This window comes from Albimonas marina (assembly GCF_029223255.1).
Classification (GTDB): Bacteria; Pseudomonadota; Alphaproteobacteria; order Rhodobacterales; family Rhodobacteraceae; genus Albimonas.
In genome coordinates, this window is the sequence record NZ_JARHUC010000005.1 from 279,244 (window position 1) to 294,733 (window position 15,490).

16 protein-coding genes are annotated in these 15,490 nt (G+C 73.3%); 6 read left to right on the plus strand and 10 right to left on the minus strand.

Annotation, left to right across the window (positions count from 1 at the left end; all coding sequences use genetic code 11):
- Positions 1 to 27 precede the first annotated feature (27 nt).
- The 7 genes from P2H44_RS15935 to P2H44_RS15965 all read right to left on the minus strand — a co-directional run bounded on the left by P2H44_RS15935 (position 28) and on the right by P2H44_RS15965 (position 8,123).
- Entirely contained in the window at positions 28 to 1,512 is a 1,485-nt protein-coding gene (locus P2H44_RS15935) for a SulP family inorganic anion transporter (protein WP_275764909.1), read from the minus strand.
- A gap of 419 nt (positions 1,513 to 1,931) precedes the next feature.
- Entirely contained in the window at positions 1,932 to 2,600 is a 669-nt protein-coding gene (locus P2H44_RS15940; protein WP_275764910.1) for an SMI1/KNR4 family protein, read from the minus strand.
- A gap of 702 nt (positions 2,601 to 3,302) precedes the next feature.
- On the minus strand, positions 3,303 to 3,458 hold the full coding sequence (locus P2H44_RS15945) for an RSP_7527 family protein (protein ID WP_275764911.1): 156 nt from the start codon (positions 3,456 to 3,458) through the stop codon (positions 3,303 to 3,305).
- 516 nt (positions 3,459 to 3,974) lie between these two features.
- On the minus strand, positions 3,975 to 4,514 hold the full coding sequence (locus P2H44_RS15950) for a sarcosine oxidase subunit gamma (RefSeq protein WP_275764912.1): 540 nt from the start codon (positions 4,512 to 4,514) through the stop codon (positions 3,975 to 3,977).
- On the minus strand, positions 4,507 to 7,530 hold the full coding sequence (locus P2H44_RS15955; RefSeq protein WP_275764913.1) for a sarcosine oxidase subunit alpha family protein: 3,024 nt from the start codon (positions 7,528 to 7,530) through the stop codon (positions 4,507 to 4,509). The genes P2H44_RS15950 and P2H44_RS15955 overlap by 8 nt, the downstream gene beginning before the upstream one ends.
- A complete protein-coding gene (locus P2H44_RS15960) occupies positions 7,530 to 7,862 on the minus strand; it encodes a sarcosine oxidase subunit delta (RefSeq protein ID WP_275764915.1) in 333 nt (110 codons plus the stop codon). The genes P2H44_RS15955 and P2H44_RS15960 overlap by 1 nt, the downstream gene beginning before the upstream one ends.
- An 81-nt stretch (positions 7,863 to 7,943) precedes the next feature.
- Entirely contained in the window at positions 7,944 to 8,123 is a 180-nt protein-coding gene (locus P2H44_RS15965) for a hypothetical protein (protein WP_275764917.1), read from the minus strand.
- Positions 8,124 to 8,350: 227 nt separating this feature from the next.
- Here P2H44_RS15965 and P2H44_RS15970 point away from each other — a divergent pair, with 227 nt between their 5' ends.
- Entirely contained in the window at positions 8,351 to 8,608 is a 258-nt protein-coding gene (locus P2H44_RS15970; RefSeq protein WP_275764919.1) for a hypothetical protein, read from the plus strand.
- A gap of 5 nt (positions 8,609 to 8,613) precedes the next feature.
- Here the strand turns inward: P2H44_RS15970 and P2H44_RS15975 are convergent, their stop codons facing one another.
- Positions 8,614 to 8,922: a hypothetical protein gene (locus P2H44_RS15975; RefSeq protein WP_275764920.1), complete on the minus strand. Its 309-nt coding sequence runs from the start codon at positions 8,920 to 8,922 to the stop codon at positions 8,614 to 8,616.
- 41 nt (positions 8,923 to 8,963) lie between these two features.
- Entirely contained in the window at positions 8,964 to 10,208 is a 1,245-nt protein-coding gene (locus P2H44_RS15980; protein ID WP_275764922.1) for a sarcosine oxidase subunit beta family protein, read from the minus strand.
- 340 nt (positions 10,209 to 10,548) lie between these two features.
- Here P2H44_RS15980 and ccmI point away from each other — a divergent pair, with 340 nt between their 5' ends.
- The 3 genes from ccmI to P2H44_RS15995 are packed head-to-tail and all read left to right on the plus strand — an operon-like array spanning position 10,549 to position 12,607.
- Complete coding sequence (gene ccmI, locus P2H44_RS15985; RefSeq protein ID WP_275764924.1) at positions 10,549 to 11,826, plus strand: c-type cytochrome biogenesis protein CcmI; 1,278 nt, start codon at positions 10,549 to 10,551, stop codon at positions 11,824 to 11,826.
- A complete protein-coding gene (gene ruvX / locus P2H44_RS15990; RefSeq protein WP_462976299.1) occupies positions 11,823 to 12,335 on the plus strand; it encodes a Holliday junction resolvase RuvX in 513 nt (170 codons plus the stop codon). Before ccmI ends, ruvX begins: the two co-directional genes overlap by 4 nt.
- Positions 12,332 to 12,607, plus strand: coding sequence for a DUF1289 domain-containing protein (locus P2H44_RS15995; protein WP_275764926.1), 276 nt, complete (start codon positions 12,332 to 12,334; stop codon positions 12,605 to 12,607). Before ruvX ends, P2H44_RS15995 begins: the two co-directional genes overlap by 4 nt.
- Positions 12,608 to 12,643: 36 nt before the next feature.
- Here P2H44_RS15995 and dusA read toward each other — a convergent pair whose 3' ends face one another.
- Positions 12,644 to 13,645, minus strand: coding sequence for a tRNA dihydrouridine(20/20a) synthase DusA (dusA, locus tag P2H44_RS16000; protein ID WP_275764927.1), 1,002 nt, complete (start codon positions 13,643 to 13,645; stop codon positions 12,644 to 12,646).
- 328 nt (positions 13,646 to 13,973) lie between these two features.
- Between dusA and P2H44_RS16005 the strand changes: the two genes are divergently transcribed.
- Both P2H44_RS16005 and P2H44_RS16010 read left to right on the plus strand, forming a co-directional pair.
- Complete coding sequence (locus tag P2H44_RS16005; RefSeq protein ID WP_275764929.1) at positions 13,974 to 15,035, plus strand: phosphotransferase family protein; 1,062 nt, start codon at positions 13,974 to 13,976, stop codon at positions 15,033 to 15,035.
- On the plus strand, positions 15,026 to 15,481 hold the full coding sequence (locus tag P2H44_RS16010) for a hypothetical protein (protein ID WP_275764931.1): 456 nt from the start codon (positions 15,026 to 15,028) through the stop codon (positions 15,479 to 15,481). The genes P2H44_RS16005 and P2H44_RS16010 overlap by 10 nt, the downstream gene beginning before the upstream one ends.
- Positions 15,482 to 15,490: the final 9 nt, after the last annotated feature.

The following is a 15,490-nucleotide window of genomic DNA, read 5'->3' on the forward strand; positions in this document are numbered from 1 at the left end:
GCTCTCCTCCCTCTCGCCTTCAGGCGATCAATGTCCGGCCAGGCGGTCGAGCGCGCCGGGCTTGTCGTGCATGGCCAGGCGGTCGACGATGGTCTCGCTGGCCTCGTTCAGGCCGAGGATCTCCACCTCGGCCCCTTCGCGCCGGAACTTCAGCACGATCATGTCGAGCGCGGCCACCGAAGAGATGTCCCAGATATGGGCCGCGGTCACGTCGATGGTGACCTTTTCCAGCGCCTCGCGGAAGTCGAAGCTGGCGGCGAACCGCTCGGAGGAGGCGAAGAACACCTGCCCCTCGACCTTGTAGGTGCGGTGGCGGCCGTCGGCCGAGACCTGGGAGGTGACGCGGAAGATCTGGGCGATCTTGCCGGCGAAGAAGATGCCCGACAGAAGCACGCCGGTCAGCACGCCCAGCGCCAGGTTGTGGGTGTAGACCACCACCGCCACCGTCGCGAGCATCACCACCGAGGAGGAGCGGGGATGGCTGCGCAGGTCCTTGATCGAGGACCAGGAGAAGGTGCCGACCGAGACCATGATCATGATCGCAACCAGCGCCGGCATCGGGATCAGCCCCACCCAGTCGCCCAGCACCACGCAGAAGATCAGCAGCATCACGCCCGCGAAGGCGCAGCTCAGCCGCCCGCGCCCGCCGGACTTCACGTTGATCATCGACTGGCCGATCATCGCGCAGCCAGCCATGCCGCCGATGAAGCCGGTGCAGAAGTTGGCGATCCCCTGCCCCACGCATTCCTGGGTGCGGCTGGAGGGGGTGTCGGTCAGCTCGTCCACCAGGTTGGCGGTCATCAGGCTCTCGAGCAGGCCGACCGCGGCGACGGCAAGCGAATAGGGCAGGATGATCTGCAGCGTCTCGAGCGTGAAGGGCACGTCGGGCAGCGCGAAGGCGGGGAAGGCGGTGGGCAGCTCCCCCATGTCGGAGACGGTGCGCACGTCGAGGCCCAGCCCCAGCGAGACCGCGGTCAGCAACAGGATGCACACCAGCGGCGAGGGGATCGCCTTGGTCAGCAGGGGGAAGAGGTAGATCACCCCCAGCCCCGCCGCGACGAGGACATAGGTGATCGAGGTCACGTTGGTCAGCTCGGGCAGCTGGGCCATGAAGATCAGGATGGCGAGCGCGTTGACGAAGCCCGTCATCACCGAGCGGGAGACGAACTTCATCAGCCGCCCCAGCCGCGCGGCGCCCGCCAGCACCTGCAGGACCCCCGCCAGCACGGTGGCGGCGAGCAGGTATTCGAGCCCGTGGTCGCGCACCAGCGTCACCATCAGCACCGCGGTGGCGGCGGTGGCGGCCGAGATCATCCCTGGCCGGCCGCCGGCGATGGCGGTCAGCAGCGCGATGGAGAAGGAGGCGTAGAGCCCGACCTTGGGGTCCACGCCCGCGATGATCGAGAAGGCGATGGCCTCTGGGATCAGCGCGAGCGCCACCACCAGGCCGGAGAGGAGATCGGCGCGCGGATTGCCGATCCAGGAATCGCGATAGGCGGCGAGGCGGGTCATGGGCGCTCCTGCTCGGGGGCCGGGCCGACGGCGGGCGCGGGGCCCGGGGCGGCGGCTTCCTGGGGCGCCCGGGCGGGGCGCCGCGCTTGGGGCGGACGGTCCGGCAGGACCGGGGGGCTCTGGGCGGGGCGGCCTGGGCCGCGGTCATCGGGCGGGCCGGCGCGCGGAGGGGGCGCGTCATCGACCGGTCGGACGTTGGCTAGCGAAACCGCTGCTGCGGCGCAACACGGGCATGAGGCGCCGTAGGGACGCATATGGTCGCGCGGGGGCGGTTGGGGGGACGCTCGGCCCGGCGGCGGAGGGGCCGGCGCGTCGCGGCGCCCGAGAGCGAAAGGGCGCGTCCGCCAACCGCGTTCGTCCGCTATGCGGACGAAGCGGCCGCTCGGGCAAGCTCAGCCAGCGTCGGCTTGGTCGATGCTCTAGACGTTCTCCGGCAAGCCGAATCCAATCAAGTCTCGGAACCGCCGAGCCGCTTCACCGTATGGGTCGATCTTGGAAGACTGGGGGTCATAGAACGGAATCCATTGCCAATCTTCGCCTCCGACGCCTCCAATCAGGCTCCAGTGCAGGATGAGGCGTTCGAAGGAGTCCGCCATCGCAAGACCGTGCCCCTTGCCGTCATCGTGGCTCAGGTAGACGATAGCTCCCAGGTGCTCGCTGGATAAGTCGACGGCCAGGTGATCGCCGTTTCCGACTTCGTAGAAGGCCAGCTTGTCGTGCCAGTGGCGGTCATACGCGTCGCTCGGATCGGGAAAACACTCCCGGACCCAGATTCGACGGCTCTCTTCGGCGTCGGCAAGTCGCTCGAGCGACCAACTGATGTCGCCGCAGAATATCTCCCTGAATTCATCGGGCAGTTGGAGCTCGCTGGGCATGGACCAACGGAAAGCGGCGCTCCCGGAGAAACCCATGAGGACAGTCTTGAAGGGGTCCGGCAGCGCGAGGCCGAGCCGGCGCTCGACGGCATCGACAGCCTCCGGGGAGGCCGGGGCGCCGATGCGAAGGTCTTGCACGTCGCCGCCAAGCTCTTCGATCGCCGCAGCGATGGACTCCCAGTATTTTCGAAGGGGCTCCGGTCTGATCTGCAAAATATCGGCCCTCCTGAATGCTTGGATCGGCCCGCATGGCGCCCCCGTCACCCGAAAGCGGACATGCGAGCCGGGCGCAGCAGTCATCGCACCGGGCTCGCTGCGGACCAACGCGCTTTGCAGACAGGTCGAAAGAAAAAGCCCCGCCTGGAGGGAGGACCAGGCGGGGCGAAGGACCGTCCGGTCGGGCCGCAGGGAGGAGCGCGGCGGGGGACCGGAGGTCTCGCAGGGGCGGCGGGAGGGAGGACCCTTCGCCCCTGTTTCGCCGCCGAACCGGGAGGGAGGTCCCGGCGCGGCGGAAGAAGAGGGCCCCGACCGGAGGGAGGACCGGCCGGGGCGAAGGACCGCCCGGTCCGGCCGCAGGGAGGAGCGCGGCTTGGGACCGGAGGTCTCGCAGGGGCGGCGGGAGGGAGGACCCTTCGCCCCTGTCTCGCCGCCGAACCGGGAGGGAGGTCCCGGCGCGGCGGATTTCGAGGGCCCCGACCGGAGGGAGGACCGGCCGGGGCGCACGGACCGTCCGGTCCGGCCGCAAGGGAGGAGAGCGGCGGGGGACCGGAGGTCTCGCAAGGACGTCGGGAGGGAGGACCCTTCGTCCCTGTTCCGCACCGCCGCAGGAGGGAGGACCCTTGGCGGTGCGTTCTCTCGCCCGGGCCGCGGGGGCCTCGGGGCGATGTTTCGTCCGGCCCCGGGGGGCCGCGGTCGTCAGGCGCGGTGCGCGCCGGCGGCGTGCTGGCCGCCGAACAGGCCGCGCAGCCAGGCGCCCAGGCCATGGACCATGTCGCGCATGGCGGCGGCGCGCAGGCGGCGGGCGTCGTTCTCGATCTTGGCGATCTCGACGTGGGTCACGGTGTTGGTCATCGGTCGTCTCCGGTCCTGTTTCGCCCCGGCGCTGGTCTCGTTTCCGTCCCGAGGTCCGCGTCATGCGGGGCGACATGCGTCGTTTGCTTGGCTGTTATAATCGGAACTCCTTACCGTTTTGTGCAGTGCGGTATTTTCGATATCCGCTCTGCGCCCGGCGCATGGCTGGGTCAGCAGGGTTGTCCCAGACGGCGCCCTTCGGCGCGATGACGTTCGCGTCAGATGGCGATTGTCCAAACCTTTGAAACGGCTTTGAAAATTGCTGAACGAGTCCGTTCATGACCTTGGGGAAAAACGACTTTAGCAGCGCGACTTGGTCGTTTCGCGCGGAAGCCGGGCCGCCGGAGACGGTCGGCGGAGCGTCCTGAAGGGACGGTGCGAGGGGGTCGATCTTCCCTCGCCGCAATGCAGCATTTCACAAAATGCATGGCCCGCCGCGGGGGTCGCCGCGGGCCGGGAATCGCAAGGCGGGGGACCGGATCGCGGGGCGCGCGCGCAGGCGCCCCGCGGCGGGCCTCAGAACACCGCGGGCAGGCTGCCGGAGGCGGTGGAGAGGTCGAGCCAGCGCTCGACATGCGCGGAGACGGAGCGGAAGCAGACCATCTCGAACGCCTCCGGCTCGTCCGAGACCTGGCCGAAGGCGGCGGCGAGCTGGCCCAGGCGGGTGCGGCGGAAGTCGCCCGGCCCGAAGGCCGCGCGCGACAGGTCCACCGGCGCGCCCTTGGCCAGCACCTCGCGCGCGCCCGGGCCTTCGAGCCGGAACACCGCGCGGGCGTCGGAGAGGTCGACGGCCAGGTGATGGCGGCCCTCCAGCCCCTCGGCCAGGGCGGAGAGGGCGGCGGGGACCTCGGCCTTGGGGAGCATCAGCATCAGCTCGTCCGGGCTCATCCAGGCCAGCGCCCGGCCGTCCTTGAGCGACAGCTTGCGGACCTCGGGCACGGGGACGCCGCAGGCCTTCTGCAGGGCCTTGCGCGCCACGCCCACGGACAGGTCGGCGCGGATCCCGATCATCCCGCGGTCGCGGACGCGGGACCAGGCGACGGCGGGATCAGACATCGTTGCGCTCCCCCTCGGGGTCGAAGAAGACGGGCGAGACGATCTTCGCCCGGATCGGCTGGCCGTGCGGGACGGGGAAGGTCAGGACCTCGCCCATCCGCTCGGGGCCCTTCTCGACGATGGCCATGGCGATGGAGCGGCCGAGCGTCGGGGACCAGTAGGTCGAGGTGACGTGGCCGATGGTCCGCTCCCGCCCGTCGGGCAGCTTGCCCTCGACGGCATGGGCGCCGTCGGGCAGGACGGTCTGGGGGTCCTCCGTCTCCAGCCCCACCAGGCGCAGGCGGTCGGGGCGGGTCAGGTCGGCGCGTTGCAGGCCGCGCTTGCCGATGAAGTCGGGCTTCTTCTTCGACACCGCCCAGCCGAGGTTGAGGTCCAGCGGCGTGACCGTGCCGTCGGTCTCGTCCCCGATCATGATGAAGCCCTTCTCGGCGCGCAGCACGTGCAGGGCCTCGGTGCCGTAAGGCTGGACGTCGTATTCGGCGCCGGCCTCGAGCAGCGCGTCCCACAGGGCCTGGCCCTGGGAGGCGGGGACGGCGATCTCATATGACAGCTCGCCCGAGAAGCTGATCCGGTAGACGCGCGCGTCGAAGCCGCCCAGCTTGCCCTCGGCCCAGGCGAGGAACGGCAGCGCCTGTTTCGAGACGTCCATGCCGCCGCCGCCGGCGGCGTTCACCTTCTCCAGCACCTTGCGGGCGTTGGGGCCGGCGACGGCGATCTGGGCCCACTGCTCGGTCACGTTGGCGACGTAGACCTTGAGGTCCCACCACTCGGTCTGCAGCCACTCCTCCATCCAGGCGTGGACCCGGTCGGCGCCGCCGGTGGTGGTGTGGACGAGGAAGCTGTCCTCGCTCAGCCGCGCGGCGACGCCGTCGTCGAACAGGAACCCCTGCTCGGTGCACATCAGCCCGTAGCGGCAGCGGCCCGGCTTCAGGGTGGACATCATGTTGGTGTAGAGCCGGTCGAGGAACTCGGCCGCGTCCGGGCCCTTCACCAGGATCTTGCCGAGCGTCGAGGCGTCGAGGATGCCGACCGAACGGCGGACGCCCAGGATCTCCCGGTGCACCGCCTCTTCCGTGCTCTCGCCCGGCTTGCGGATCGCGTAGGGGCGGCGCCAGTCGCCCACGGGCTCCCACTGGGCGCCGTGGCGGTCGAGCCAGGCGTCGATGGGCGTGCGGCGGGTGGGCTTGAAGAGCTCGTCCTTGGCCGAGCCGGTGATCGCCCCGAAGGTCAGGGGCGTGTAGGGCGGGCGGAAGGTGGTGGTGCCGACCTCGGGGATCGGGGCGCCGCGGGCGGCGGCCAGCACCGCGAGGCCGGGGATGTTCGACAGCTTCCCCTGGTCGGTCGCCATGCCCAGCGTGGTGTAGCGCTTGGCATGTTCGACCGAGACGTAGCCCTCGCGGGAGGCGAGCTGCACGTCGGCGACCTTCACGTCGTTCTGGAAGTCGAGGAAGGCCTTGGCGGCGAGCTTCGGCGGCATCTTCGCGGGGCAGGTCCACAGCGGGACGATCGCGCCCTCGTCCGGCGCCGAGGCGACGGGCTCGGGCGGCGACGCGCCCTGCGCGCCGGCGCCGAGGGCGGCCTTCGCGCCGGCCCCGGCGGCGTCCGCCAGGGAGGCGACGGCATGAAGCTCGCCGTTCGCGGCGCCGGCGCACAGGACGAAGCCCTGCCCGTCCACGCCGGTCGGGGGGCGCGAGGGGTCGGGGCGGAACTGGAGGGCGGTCTCGTCCCAGGTCAGCTTGCCGCCGCAGTGGCTCCACAGGTGCACCGCGGGCGACCAGCCGCCGGAGACGGCGACCGCGTCGCAGGCGATCCGCTCGATCCCCACGCCGTCGCCGTCCACGCGCCCGACGACGAGGCCGGTCACGCGGGCGTGGCCCTCGGCGCGGATCGGGCCGAAGCCGGGGCGGACCTCGATCCCGGCCTCGCGCGCGGCCTCGACCAGCGGGCCCATCGGCGCCTCGCGCGCGTCGAGCACGACGGGGACGCTCACGCCGACCTCGTGCAGGGCCAGGGCGGTGCGGTAGGCGTCGTCGTTGTTGGCGGCCACCACCACCCGCTCGCCGACCGCGACGCCGTAGAGGTCGAGGAAGTCGCGCACGGCGCCGGCCAGCATCACGCCGGGACGGTCGTTGCCGGCGAAGGCCACCGGCCGCTCGATGGCGCCGGAGGCGAGCACGATGCGCTTCGCCCGGATCCGCCACAGGCGCTCGCGCAGGGCGGGGCCGCCCTCGGGCGCCTCCTCCAGCCGTTCGGAGGCGAGGACGTAGCCGTGGTCGTAGACGCCGGCGGCCTGGGTGTGCAGGCGCAGGACGGCACCGGCCGCCTCCAGCTCCGCCACCTGGGCCTCGACCCAGTCGGCGGCGGCGAGGCCGTCGATCTCGACCCCGTCTGTCGGCGCGCGGCCGCCCCAGAAGGCGCCCTGCTCGACCAGCAGCACCCGCGCGCCGGCGCCCGCCGCGGCCCGCGCGGCGGCAAGGCCCGAGACGCCGCCGCCCACCACCAGCACGTCCGTCTCGTAGTGGAAGTGCTCGTAGCGGTCGGGGTCGCCCTCGGTGGGCGCGCGGCCGAGGCCGGCGGCCTGGCGGATGAAGGGCTCGAACACGTGCTTCCACGCCCGGCGGGGGTGGATGAAGGTCTTGTAGTAGAAGCCCGCGGGGAAGACCGGCGCGGCGAGCGCATTCAGCTCGCCCACGTCGAAGGCGAGGCTGGGCCAGTGGTTCTGGCTCTCGACCTGCATGCCGACCTTGAGCTGGGTGGTGGTGGCGCGCAGGTTCGGCGTGCGGCGGGCGCCGGCGCCGACGGCGACCAGGGCGTTGGGCTCCTCGGACGAGGAGCCGACCACGCCGCGGGGGCGGTGATACTTGAACGAGCGGCCCATCAGGACCTGGTCGTTGGCGAGCAGCGCCGAGGCGAGCGTGTCGCCGGCGACCCCCTCGATCCGCTTGCCGTTCCAGTCGAAGGGCAGCGGGCGGAAACGGTCGATCAGGCGACCGCCCTGCGGCAGGCGACGGGCCATCAGGCGTCCTCCCCTTCGGGCGTCCAGCCGGGGCGACGGGCCTGGATCTTCTCGATGATGTCGGCGGGCGGGGCGGAGACGTTCGCGGGATAGGCGCCGAACACCTCCAGCGTCACGGTGCAGCGGGCGACGTGGAACCACTTCCCGCAGCCGAACACGTGGCGCCAGCGTTCGAAATGCACGCCCTTGGGGTTCCGACGCTCGAACAGGTAGCCCATGAAGGCGTCGTCGTCCCCGTCGGGGCCGATGCGCTTGAGATGCGCCTCGCCGCCGGGGTGGAACTCGGTCTCCTCGGCGGAGACGTTGCAGTGGGGGCAGGTGAGGAGGAGCATCAGAGGGCCCCTTCCGTCGTCCGGCGCGCGGCCGGGATGCGGGCGCGCGGGCCCGTGGGGGCCGCGCGCCGCGCCGCTGGATCAGTTTTTCTTGACGTCCACGTCAGGCAGCTTGACCGTGACGGACGTGCCGTCGTCGCCGGCCCCGGTCGGGAGGTTGCCGGTGTAGGCGAGGATCCCGCCGCCCACGGCCACGACCAGGAGGGCGCCGACGATGAAGGCCAGAAGGGGATTCGTCCCGTTGCGGTTGCCGTCGGCCATGTCGTCGTCTCCTCGTTTCGGTTAACGTTCCGAGGCTCGACATAGGGGCGGTCTGCGGGAATCCAAGCACTGTTCATGCTGGTTTTCCACCTTTTACAACGGTTTGAAGGAACGGACCGACAACTATTCCGTCCTTTTCTGGGCGAAGCGGACGAAACCCGGTCCAAAATTCGGGCGAGATCGGGGCAGGCGCCCGGACGCCCCCCGGAACGGACGACGGAGGTCCCATGACGGGAGAGGAGACGCAGGGCCTGGACGCCCTGGTGCGGCTGGCGCCCTTCGCGCTGATCGCGGCGGTGTTCGTCTGGGCGCTGATGCGCCGCCGGCGCCGCCGCCCCGAGGGGCGCGCCGACCGGGCGACCGAGGCCGCCGCGCGCGCCGCGGTCGAGGCGCGCCTGCGCCGCGGCCGGCCCAACGAGAACGCGGGCGGGCCGAACGACGGCGCCCCCGGCGAGGGGCCGGGCGGCGACGGGGGTCGGGACTGAGGGGGTCACGCGCGGGCCTCCGCCGAGGGGCTCGGCAGGTCGGCCGAGTCGAAGACCGCGCGCCCGCGCAGGATCGGCAGCGGCGCGCATGCTGCGGCGGCGAGGCGGGCGGGATCGTGCAGGCCGCCGGCCTCGGCCAGCGCCTCGAGCCGACGGCCCAGCGCGCGGGCGAGGGCGGCGTCGGCCACCGGGTCGCCGCCGCGCTCGAGCACCGCGGTCAGCGCCGCGGTGCGCGGGCCCAGCGCCCCGCCCTCGCCCAGCAGGTCCGCGCCGTCCATGCGCGCGCAGGCGTCGCGCATCAGGGCGGGGTCCACCGGGGGGACCTCCTCGGGGGCGGAGGCGGGAACGGGGGCGGTCAATGCGCCACCGCGGCGGCGACCGACTCGTCGATCATCCGTCCCTCGCGGAAGCGGTCGAGGCCGAAGGGCCCGGCGACCGGATCCTCGCCGTTGGCGATCATCGAGGCCGTCGCCCAGCCCGAGCCGGGGATCGCCTTGAAGCCGCCGGTGCCCCAGCCGCAGTTGATCCAGATGCCCGGCACCGGGGTCTTGCCGATGATCGGAGAGCGGTCGCCGGTCATGTCCACGATGCCGCCCCACTGGCGCAGCATCCGCAGGCGGGAGATGATCGGGAAGGTCTCGACCAGCGCGCGCACCGTCTCCTCGACATGCTGGAAGGAGCCGCGCTGGGTGTAGTTGTTGAACCCGTCCGCGCCGCCGCCGATCACCAGCTCGCCCTTGTCGGACTGGCTCATGTAGCCGTGCACGGTGTTGGCCATCACCACGCAGTCGATCACCGGTTTGATCGGCTCGGAGACCAGCGCCTGCAGGGCCACGGATTCGATGGGCAGGCGGAAGCCCGCCATCTCGGCCAGCACGCCGGAGTGGCCGGCGACCACGATGCACAGCTTCTTCGTGCGGATCGCGCCGCGGGTGGTCTGCACGCCGGTCACGCCGTTCGCGTCGCGGTCGATGCCGGTGACCTCGCAGCCCTGGATGATGTCGACGCCGAGATCCGAGGCCGCGCGGGCGTAGCCCCAGGCGACCGCGTCGTGGCGCGCGGTGCCGCCGCGGGCCTGCCACAGGCCCCCCAGCACCGGATAGCGCGGGCCGTCGACGTTGAGGATCGGCACGATCTGCCGGCAGCGGTCGGGAGAGACGATCTCGGTCTCGATCCCCTGGGCGCGGTTGGCGCTTTCGGTGCGCTTGTAGGCGCGCAGCTCATGCTCCGTCTGGGCCAGCATCAGCACGCCGCGCGGCGAGAACATGATGTTGAAGTTCAGCTCCTGGCTCAGCGTCTCGTAGAGGCCGCGGGCCAGCTCGTAGATCGCGGCCGAGGGGTCGCGCAGGTAGTTGGAGCGGATGATGGTGGTGTTGCGCCCGGTGTTGCCGCCGCCGAGCCAGGATTTCTCCAGCACCGCGACGTTCTTCAGGCCGTGGTTCTTGGCGAGGTAGTAGGCGGTCGCGAGGCCGTGCCCGCCGCCGCCGATCACGATCACGTCGTATTCGGACTTCGGCTCGGGGGAGCGCCAGGCCTTCTCCCATCCCTGGTGGAAGGAGGCGGCGTGCCGGGCGATGGCGAAGACCGAGTAGCGGGCCATGGGCGGGGACCTCTCCGGGAGACGCGGGCGGAACGCGGGATCGGCCGCGCCGGCCCCGTTCTGCCGGAACCGGCCGACGGCCGGGGGCGCGGATGCGCCGTCTCGGCCAAGGAAAACGACAGCGGCGGCGCGCCGCAACCCCCTGCGTGCTCCCGCCTTCGTGACCGGGGCGTCCGGGGGCCGCGCCGCGGTTGCGGATCGGGCGGGCGCGGCCCCGGCGCGGGGGCCCGTCGCGACACATGCGAAAACCGGGACATGACGCCGCGGAGCGGGCGAGGAGCGGCCCGCTCACGCGCGCGTCGGTGGACGGATCGCGCGCGCGGGGCTAGGGGTCTCGGCCATGGAATTCTGGATCGTCGCCCTCATCGCCGCCCTGCTCGCCGCCGCCTGGCTGGCGCGCCCGCTGCTGACCGCCTCGGGCGCAGCGCCCGCCGAGCCGGAGGCCGCGCGCGACGTGCAGGTGTTCCGCGACCAGCTGCGCACCCTGGAGCGCGACGTGGAGCGGGGCGTGCTGCCCGCCGCCGAGGCGGAGGGGACGAAGGCCGAGATCTCGCGCCGCCTGCTCGCCGCCGCCGCGCAGGCCGAGCGCCAGGCGCCCGCCCAGCCGGCGCCCCGCGCGGCCTCCCGCGGGCTCGCCGTCGGGCTGGCGGTGGCGGTGCTGGCGGGGGGCGGGGGGCTTTACGCGCTGCTGGGCGCGGGCGGCCTGCCCGACCGGCCGTTGCAGACCCGGCTCGCCGAGATCCAGGCCCGCCAGGCCGATCGCCCCTCCCAGGCGGAGGCGGAGGCGCGGCTCGCCGCGTCCGAGCCCGCCGCCGAGACGCCCGAGCCCTCGGCCGAGGAGGCGCGGATGCGCGACCTGATCGGCCAGCTGCGCACCGCGCTGGCGGAGCGGCCCGACGACGTGCGCGGGCGGCGGCTGCTGGCCGACAGCCTGATGCGGCTGGGCGACATGACCGAGGCGAAGGACGCGATGCAGGAGGTCGTGGACCTGCAGGGCGACTCCGCCCCGGCCGAGGATCGCGTGGCGCTGGCCGAGGCGATGATCATGGCCGCCGGCGGCTACGTCTCGCCCCAGGCGGAGGCGCAGCTGGGCCGCGCGCTGCAGGCGGATCCCGAGAATTCGGTGGCGCGCTACTATGCGGGCCTGGCGCTGGCGCAGACCGGGCGCTACGGGCTGGCGCTGCGCTTCTGGCGCACGCTGCTGGCCGAGGGCCCGGCCGACGCGCCCTGGATCGCGCCGATCCGGGCCCAGATCGGGGACCTGGAGCAGGCGGCGGCGCAGTCGGGCCAGCTGGCCGAGGCCGGTGGCCCCTCGGCGTCCGCCGGCGCCCCCGCCCTGCCCGGCCCCAGCCGCGAGCAGATGGAGGCCGCGGGCGAGATGTCGACCGAGGACCGCGCGGCGATGATCGAGGGCATGGTCGCGAACCTCGCCCAGCGCCTCGCCTCCGAGGGGGGGACGCCCGAGGAATGGGCCCGCCTGATCCGCGCGCTGGGCGTGCTGGGCCGGGGCGACGAGGCCGCCGAGATCTACGCCGAGGCCCGCGCCACCTTCGAGAGCGACCCAGCTGGGCTCGCCGCGATCGAGGACGCGGCCCGGGCCGCGGGCGTCGCGCCATGAGCGCGCCCGCCCCGGTCTTCGCGCCGATCTTCGAATCCGCGCAGGCGGCCGAGATGCCGGCGCTGCTGCCGCGGGACGCGCAGCTCGTGGGGCTCGACCTCGGCGACCGGACCATCGGGCTCGCGGTTTCCGACGGGCGGCGGCGCATCGCCACGCCGCTGAGCACCGTGCGCCGCAAGAAGTTCCGCGCCGACGTCGAGCGGATGTTCGAGGCGCTGGGCGGGCGGCAGGTGGGGGGCTGGGTGCTGGGCCTGCCGGTGAACATGGCCGGCGACGAGGGCCCGCGCTGCCAGTCCACCCGCGCCTTCGCGCGCAACTTCGCCCGCCTGACCCCCGCCCCGATCCTGCTGTGGGACGAGCGCCTGTCCACCGTCGCCGCCGAGCGCGCGTTGCTGGAAGGCGACGCCTCGCGCCGCAAGCGGGCCGAGGTGATCGACCACGTGGCGGCGGCCTATATCCTCCAGGGCGCGCTGGACCGCCTGGCCGCGCTGGAAGCGGAGAGCGAATGACCCAACGGTACGACCCCGCGCTGGACGCGGCCGCCACCGACCCGATCTGGCGGCGCGACGAGATCGAGAGCCCCTGCGTGAAGGTCTGCATCCTGCATCCGCAGGCGAAGATCTGCGTGGGCTGCCTGCGCACCGGCGACGAGATCGCCGGCTGGTCGCGGATGTCGCCCGACCGGCGGCGCGAGATCATGGGCCAGCTGTCATCGCGCGAGCCCGCCCTGCGCGCGCCCGAGAACCGCCCCTCCGCCCGCCGCCGCGACCGGCGGCGCTGAGCGCCCGGGCCGGGCGCGAAGCGACCCGGGCGCGGGTCAGGCGGCGGCGGGGAGCACTTCGGCCAGGGCCTCCTCGATCAGGCGCGCGTCGGCGCCGTCGCGATGGGCGGCCTCGGAGATCACCCGCCGGAAGCGGCGCGCGCCGGGGCGGCCGTGGAACAGGCCCAGCATGTGGCGCGCGATGCGGTGCAGGCGCTCGCCTTTCGCCATCTCGTCGTCGATGTAGTCCATCATCGCCCGCGCGACCGCCGCGGGGTCCGCGTCCGGCCCCGTCTCGCCGAAGATGCGTCGGTCGGCGGCGGCGAGGATCTTCGCCGGCTCGTGATAGGCCGCGCGCCCGATCATCGCGCCGTCGAGCCCGGCGGCCAGCCGGTCCTCGGCCGCCTCGAGGTCCGCGAGCCCGCCGTTCGCCACGATCTCCAGGTCCGGGCGGCGCGCCTTCTGGGCGGCGACGAGGTTATGGTCCAGCGGCGGGATCTCCCGGTTCTCCTTGGGGCTCAGGCCCTGAAGCCAGGCCTTGCGGGCGTGGACGGCGAAGCTGGTCACGCCCGCGTCGGCGATGCGGTCGAGGAAGGCGGGCAGGACCTGCGTCGGCTCCTGGTCGTCGACGCCGATGCGGCACTTCACGGTGATCTCGGGCCCGCCCTCGGCCGCGGAGGCCGCGATCATCGCCTCGACGCAGGCGGCGACCGTCTCCGGCTCGCGCATCAGGCAGGCGCCGAAGGTCCCGGTCTGCACCTTGTCCGAAGGGCAGCCGACGTTGAGGTTGATCTCGACGTAGGGATAGGCGCAGGCGCGGCGCACCGCCTCGCCCAGCGTCGCGGGGTCGGAGCCGCCGAGCTGCAGCGCCACCGGCCCCTCCAGCTCGGGCCGGAAGCGCAGCAGCCGGTCGGCGTCGCCCCGCACGATGGCCGAGCCCACCACCATCTCGGTGTAGAGCAGCGCGCGCGCGGACAGCATCCGGTGCAGGACCCGGCAGTGCCGGTCGGTCCAGTCCATCATCGGCGCGACGGAGAGGCGGCGGTCTGGTTTCGTCATCACGTGTCGGCGTCTCGCGCGCGGGTCGCCCCTGTCGGCGACGCGTCGGGTGTTCTCGGGTTTCGGGGGGCCTGCGGGGGGCGCGGCCCATTGCGGGCGGCCATAGCACGCCCGGGCGCGTCTGTCCCGCCCCCGGGGCGCGGCCGCCGGGCGGCGCCCGGAGCGGGGGGCGCGCGGTCGGGCTCGCAATAGATTGACCGACTGGCCGGTTTTTCTTATAGGCTCGGAGGGGACGGGCGCCGACGGGGCGCGCCGGCAGGACAGAGGATGGCGACGTCGAGCCCATGCAGGACCTTTCCCGCCCGCCGAGACCGCTCCGGGGCCGCCCGTGACCCCTGCCGATCCCGCCTGGAGGGGCGAGGCGCTGGCGCCGCGGCTGGCCGGGTTCATCGAACGGCAGGTCGGCGAACCGGTCGCGGTCGCGAACCTGCACCGCTTCACCGCGGGGCTGTCCTGGGCGACCATCGGCTTCTCGCTCCGCCGCGAGGGGCGGGCGGACGAGGCGCTGATCCTGCGGATCGGCGATCCGAACGGGCTGCTCGCGCCCTACTCGGCGCGGCCGGAGCACCTGGCGCTGTCGTCGCTGGCCGGCACGCCGGGCCTGCCGGCGGCGACCTCGCGGTGGTGGAGCGACGACGCGGCGGTGATCGGCGCGCCCTTCATCGTCACCTCCCGGCTCGAGGGGCGCACGCCGATGCCGATCTGGCCGGGCGCCGCCCCGGGGGCGGAGGAGGCCGCGGACCCGGCGGCCGAGGACCGGATCCTGGACGATTTCGTCGAGGCGTTGGCCGCGGTTCACGCCTGCGACTGGCGCGACGCGCCGGCCGCGGCGCTGGACCCGGAGGCCGCGCCGGAGACCTGCGTGCGCGACGAAATCGCCCGCTGGGTCGCGCGCCTGCCCGGCGCCGACGGCCGGCCCGAGGCGCCGGCGATGCGCTACGCCGCCGCCTGGCTGCACGAACATGCCCCGACCGCGGTGCGGGTCGCGCTGCTGCACGGCGACTACCGGGTCGGCAACTACATGGTGAAGGATGGCCGGATCAGCGGGATCCTGGACTGGGAGCTGACCCACCTGGGCGACCCGCACGAGGACCTCGCCTGGGCCGGCCTGCGCACCCTGGGCGGGACCGAGACGACGCTGGGCGGCCGGCTCGACCGCGCCGAGTTCCTGCGCCGGTATTCCGAGCGCACCGGCCTCGTCATCGACGCCGACCGCATCCGCTATTTCGAGGTGCTGGGCCAGTTCAAGGCCGCCTGCCTGCTGCTGATGGCGCGCGAGCGGGTGCGCCGCGGGGCGGTGCATGACGCGCGGCTGGCGGTGATGGGGCTTCAGCCCGCCGCCGCCCAGATGGGCCTGATGAGCATGATCAAGGCGATCCGATGGACATGACCCCCGCCCGGATCTGCGAGGTGCTGCGCGACCGGCTGGCCCGAGACGTGGCGCCGGCGCTCGCGGACGACCACGCGCGCTCGCAGCTGTTCGCGGCCATCGACGTGCTGGGCAAGATCGCGCCGCTGCTGGAGTGGTCGGGCGAGATGCTGGGCGAGCAGCTCGACGCGCTGGAGCCGCGCCTGCACGAGATCGCCGAGACCGCCGCCGGGGCCGAGGGAGCGCCCGCCCTCGCCGCGCCCTGCGGGGACCTCCGCGCCCGGCTGGCGGCGCGGCAGGCCGAGGCCTCGGCCTGGCTCGACTGGCTGCACGGGCCCGGCCGGGCGCTGGCGCCCGAGCGGCGCGAGACCATCGAGCGGCTGCTGCGCGAGGCGCTGCAGGGGATGCTCGCGGCCGAGCGCAGACGCATCGCGGCCGTCGACTTCTCGTCGATGACCCGCGGCTGACACCATAAC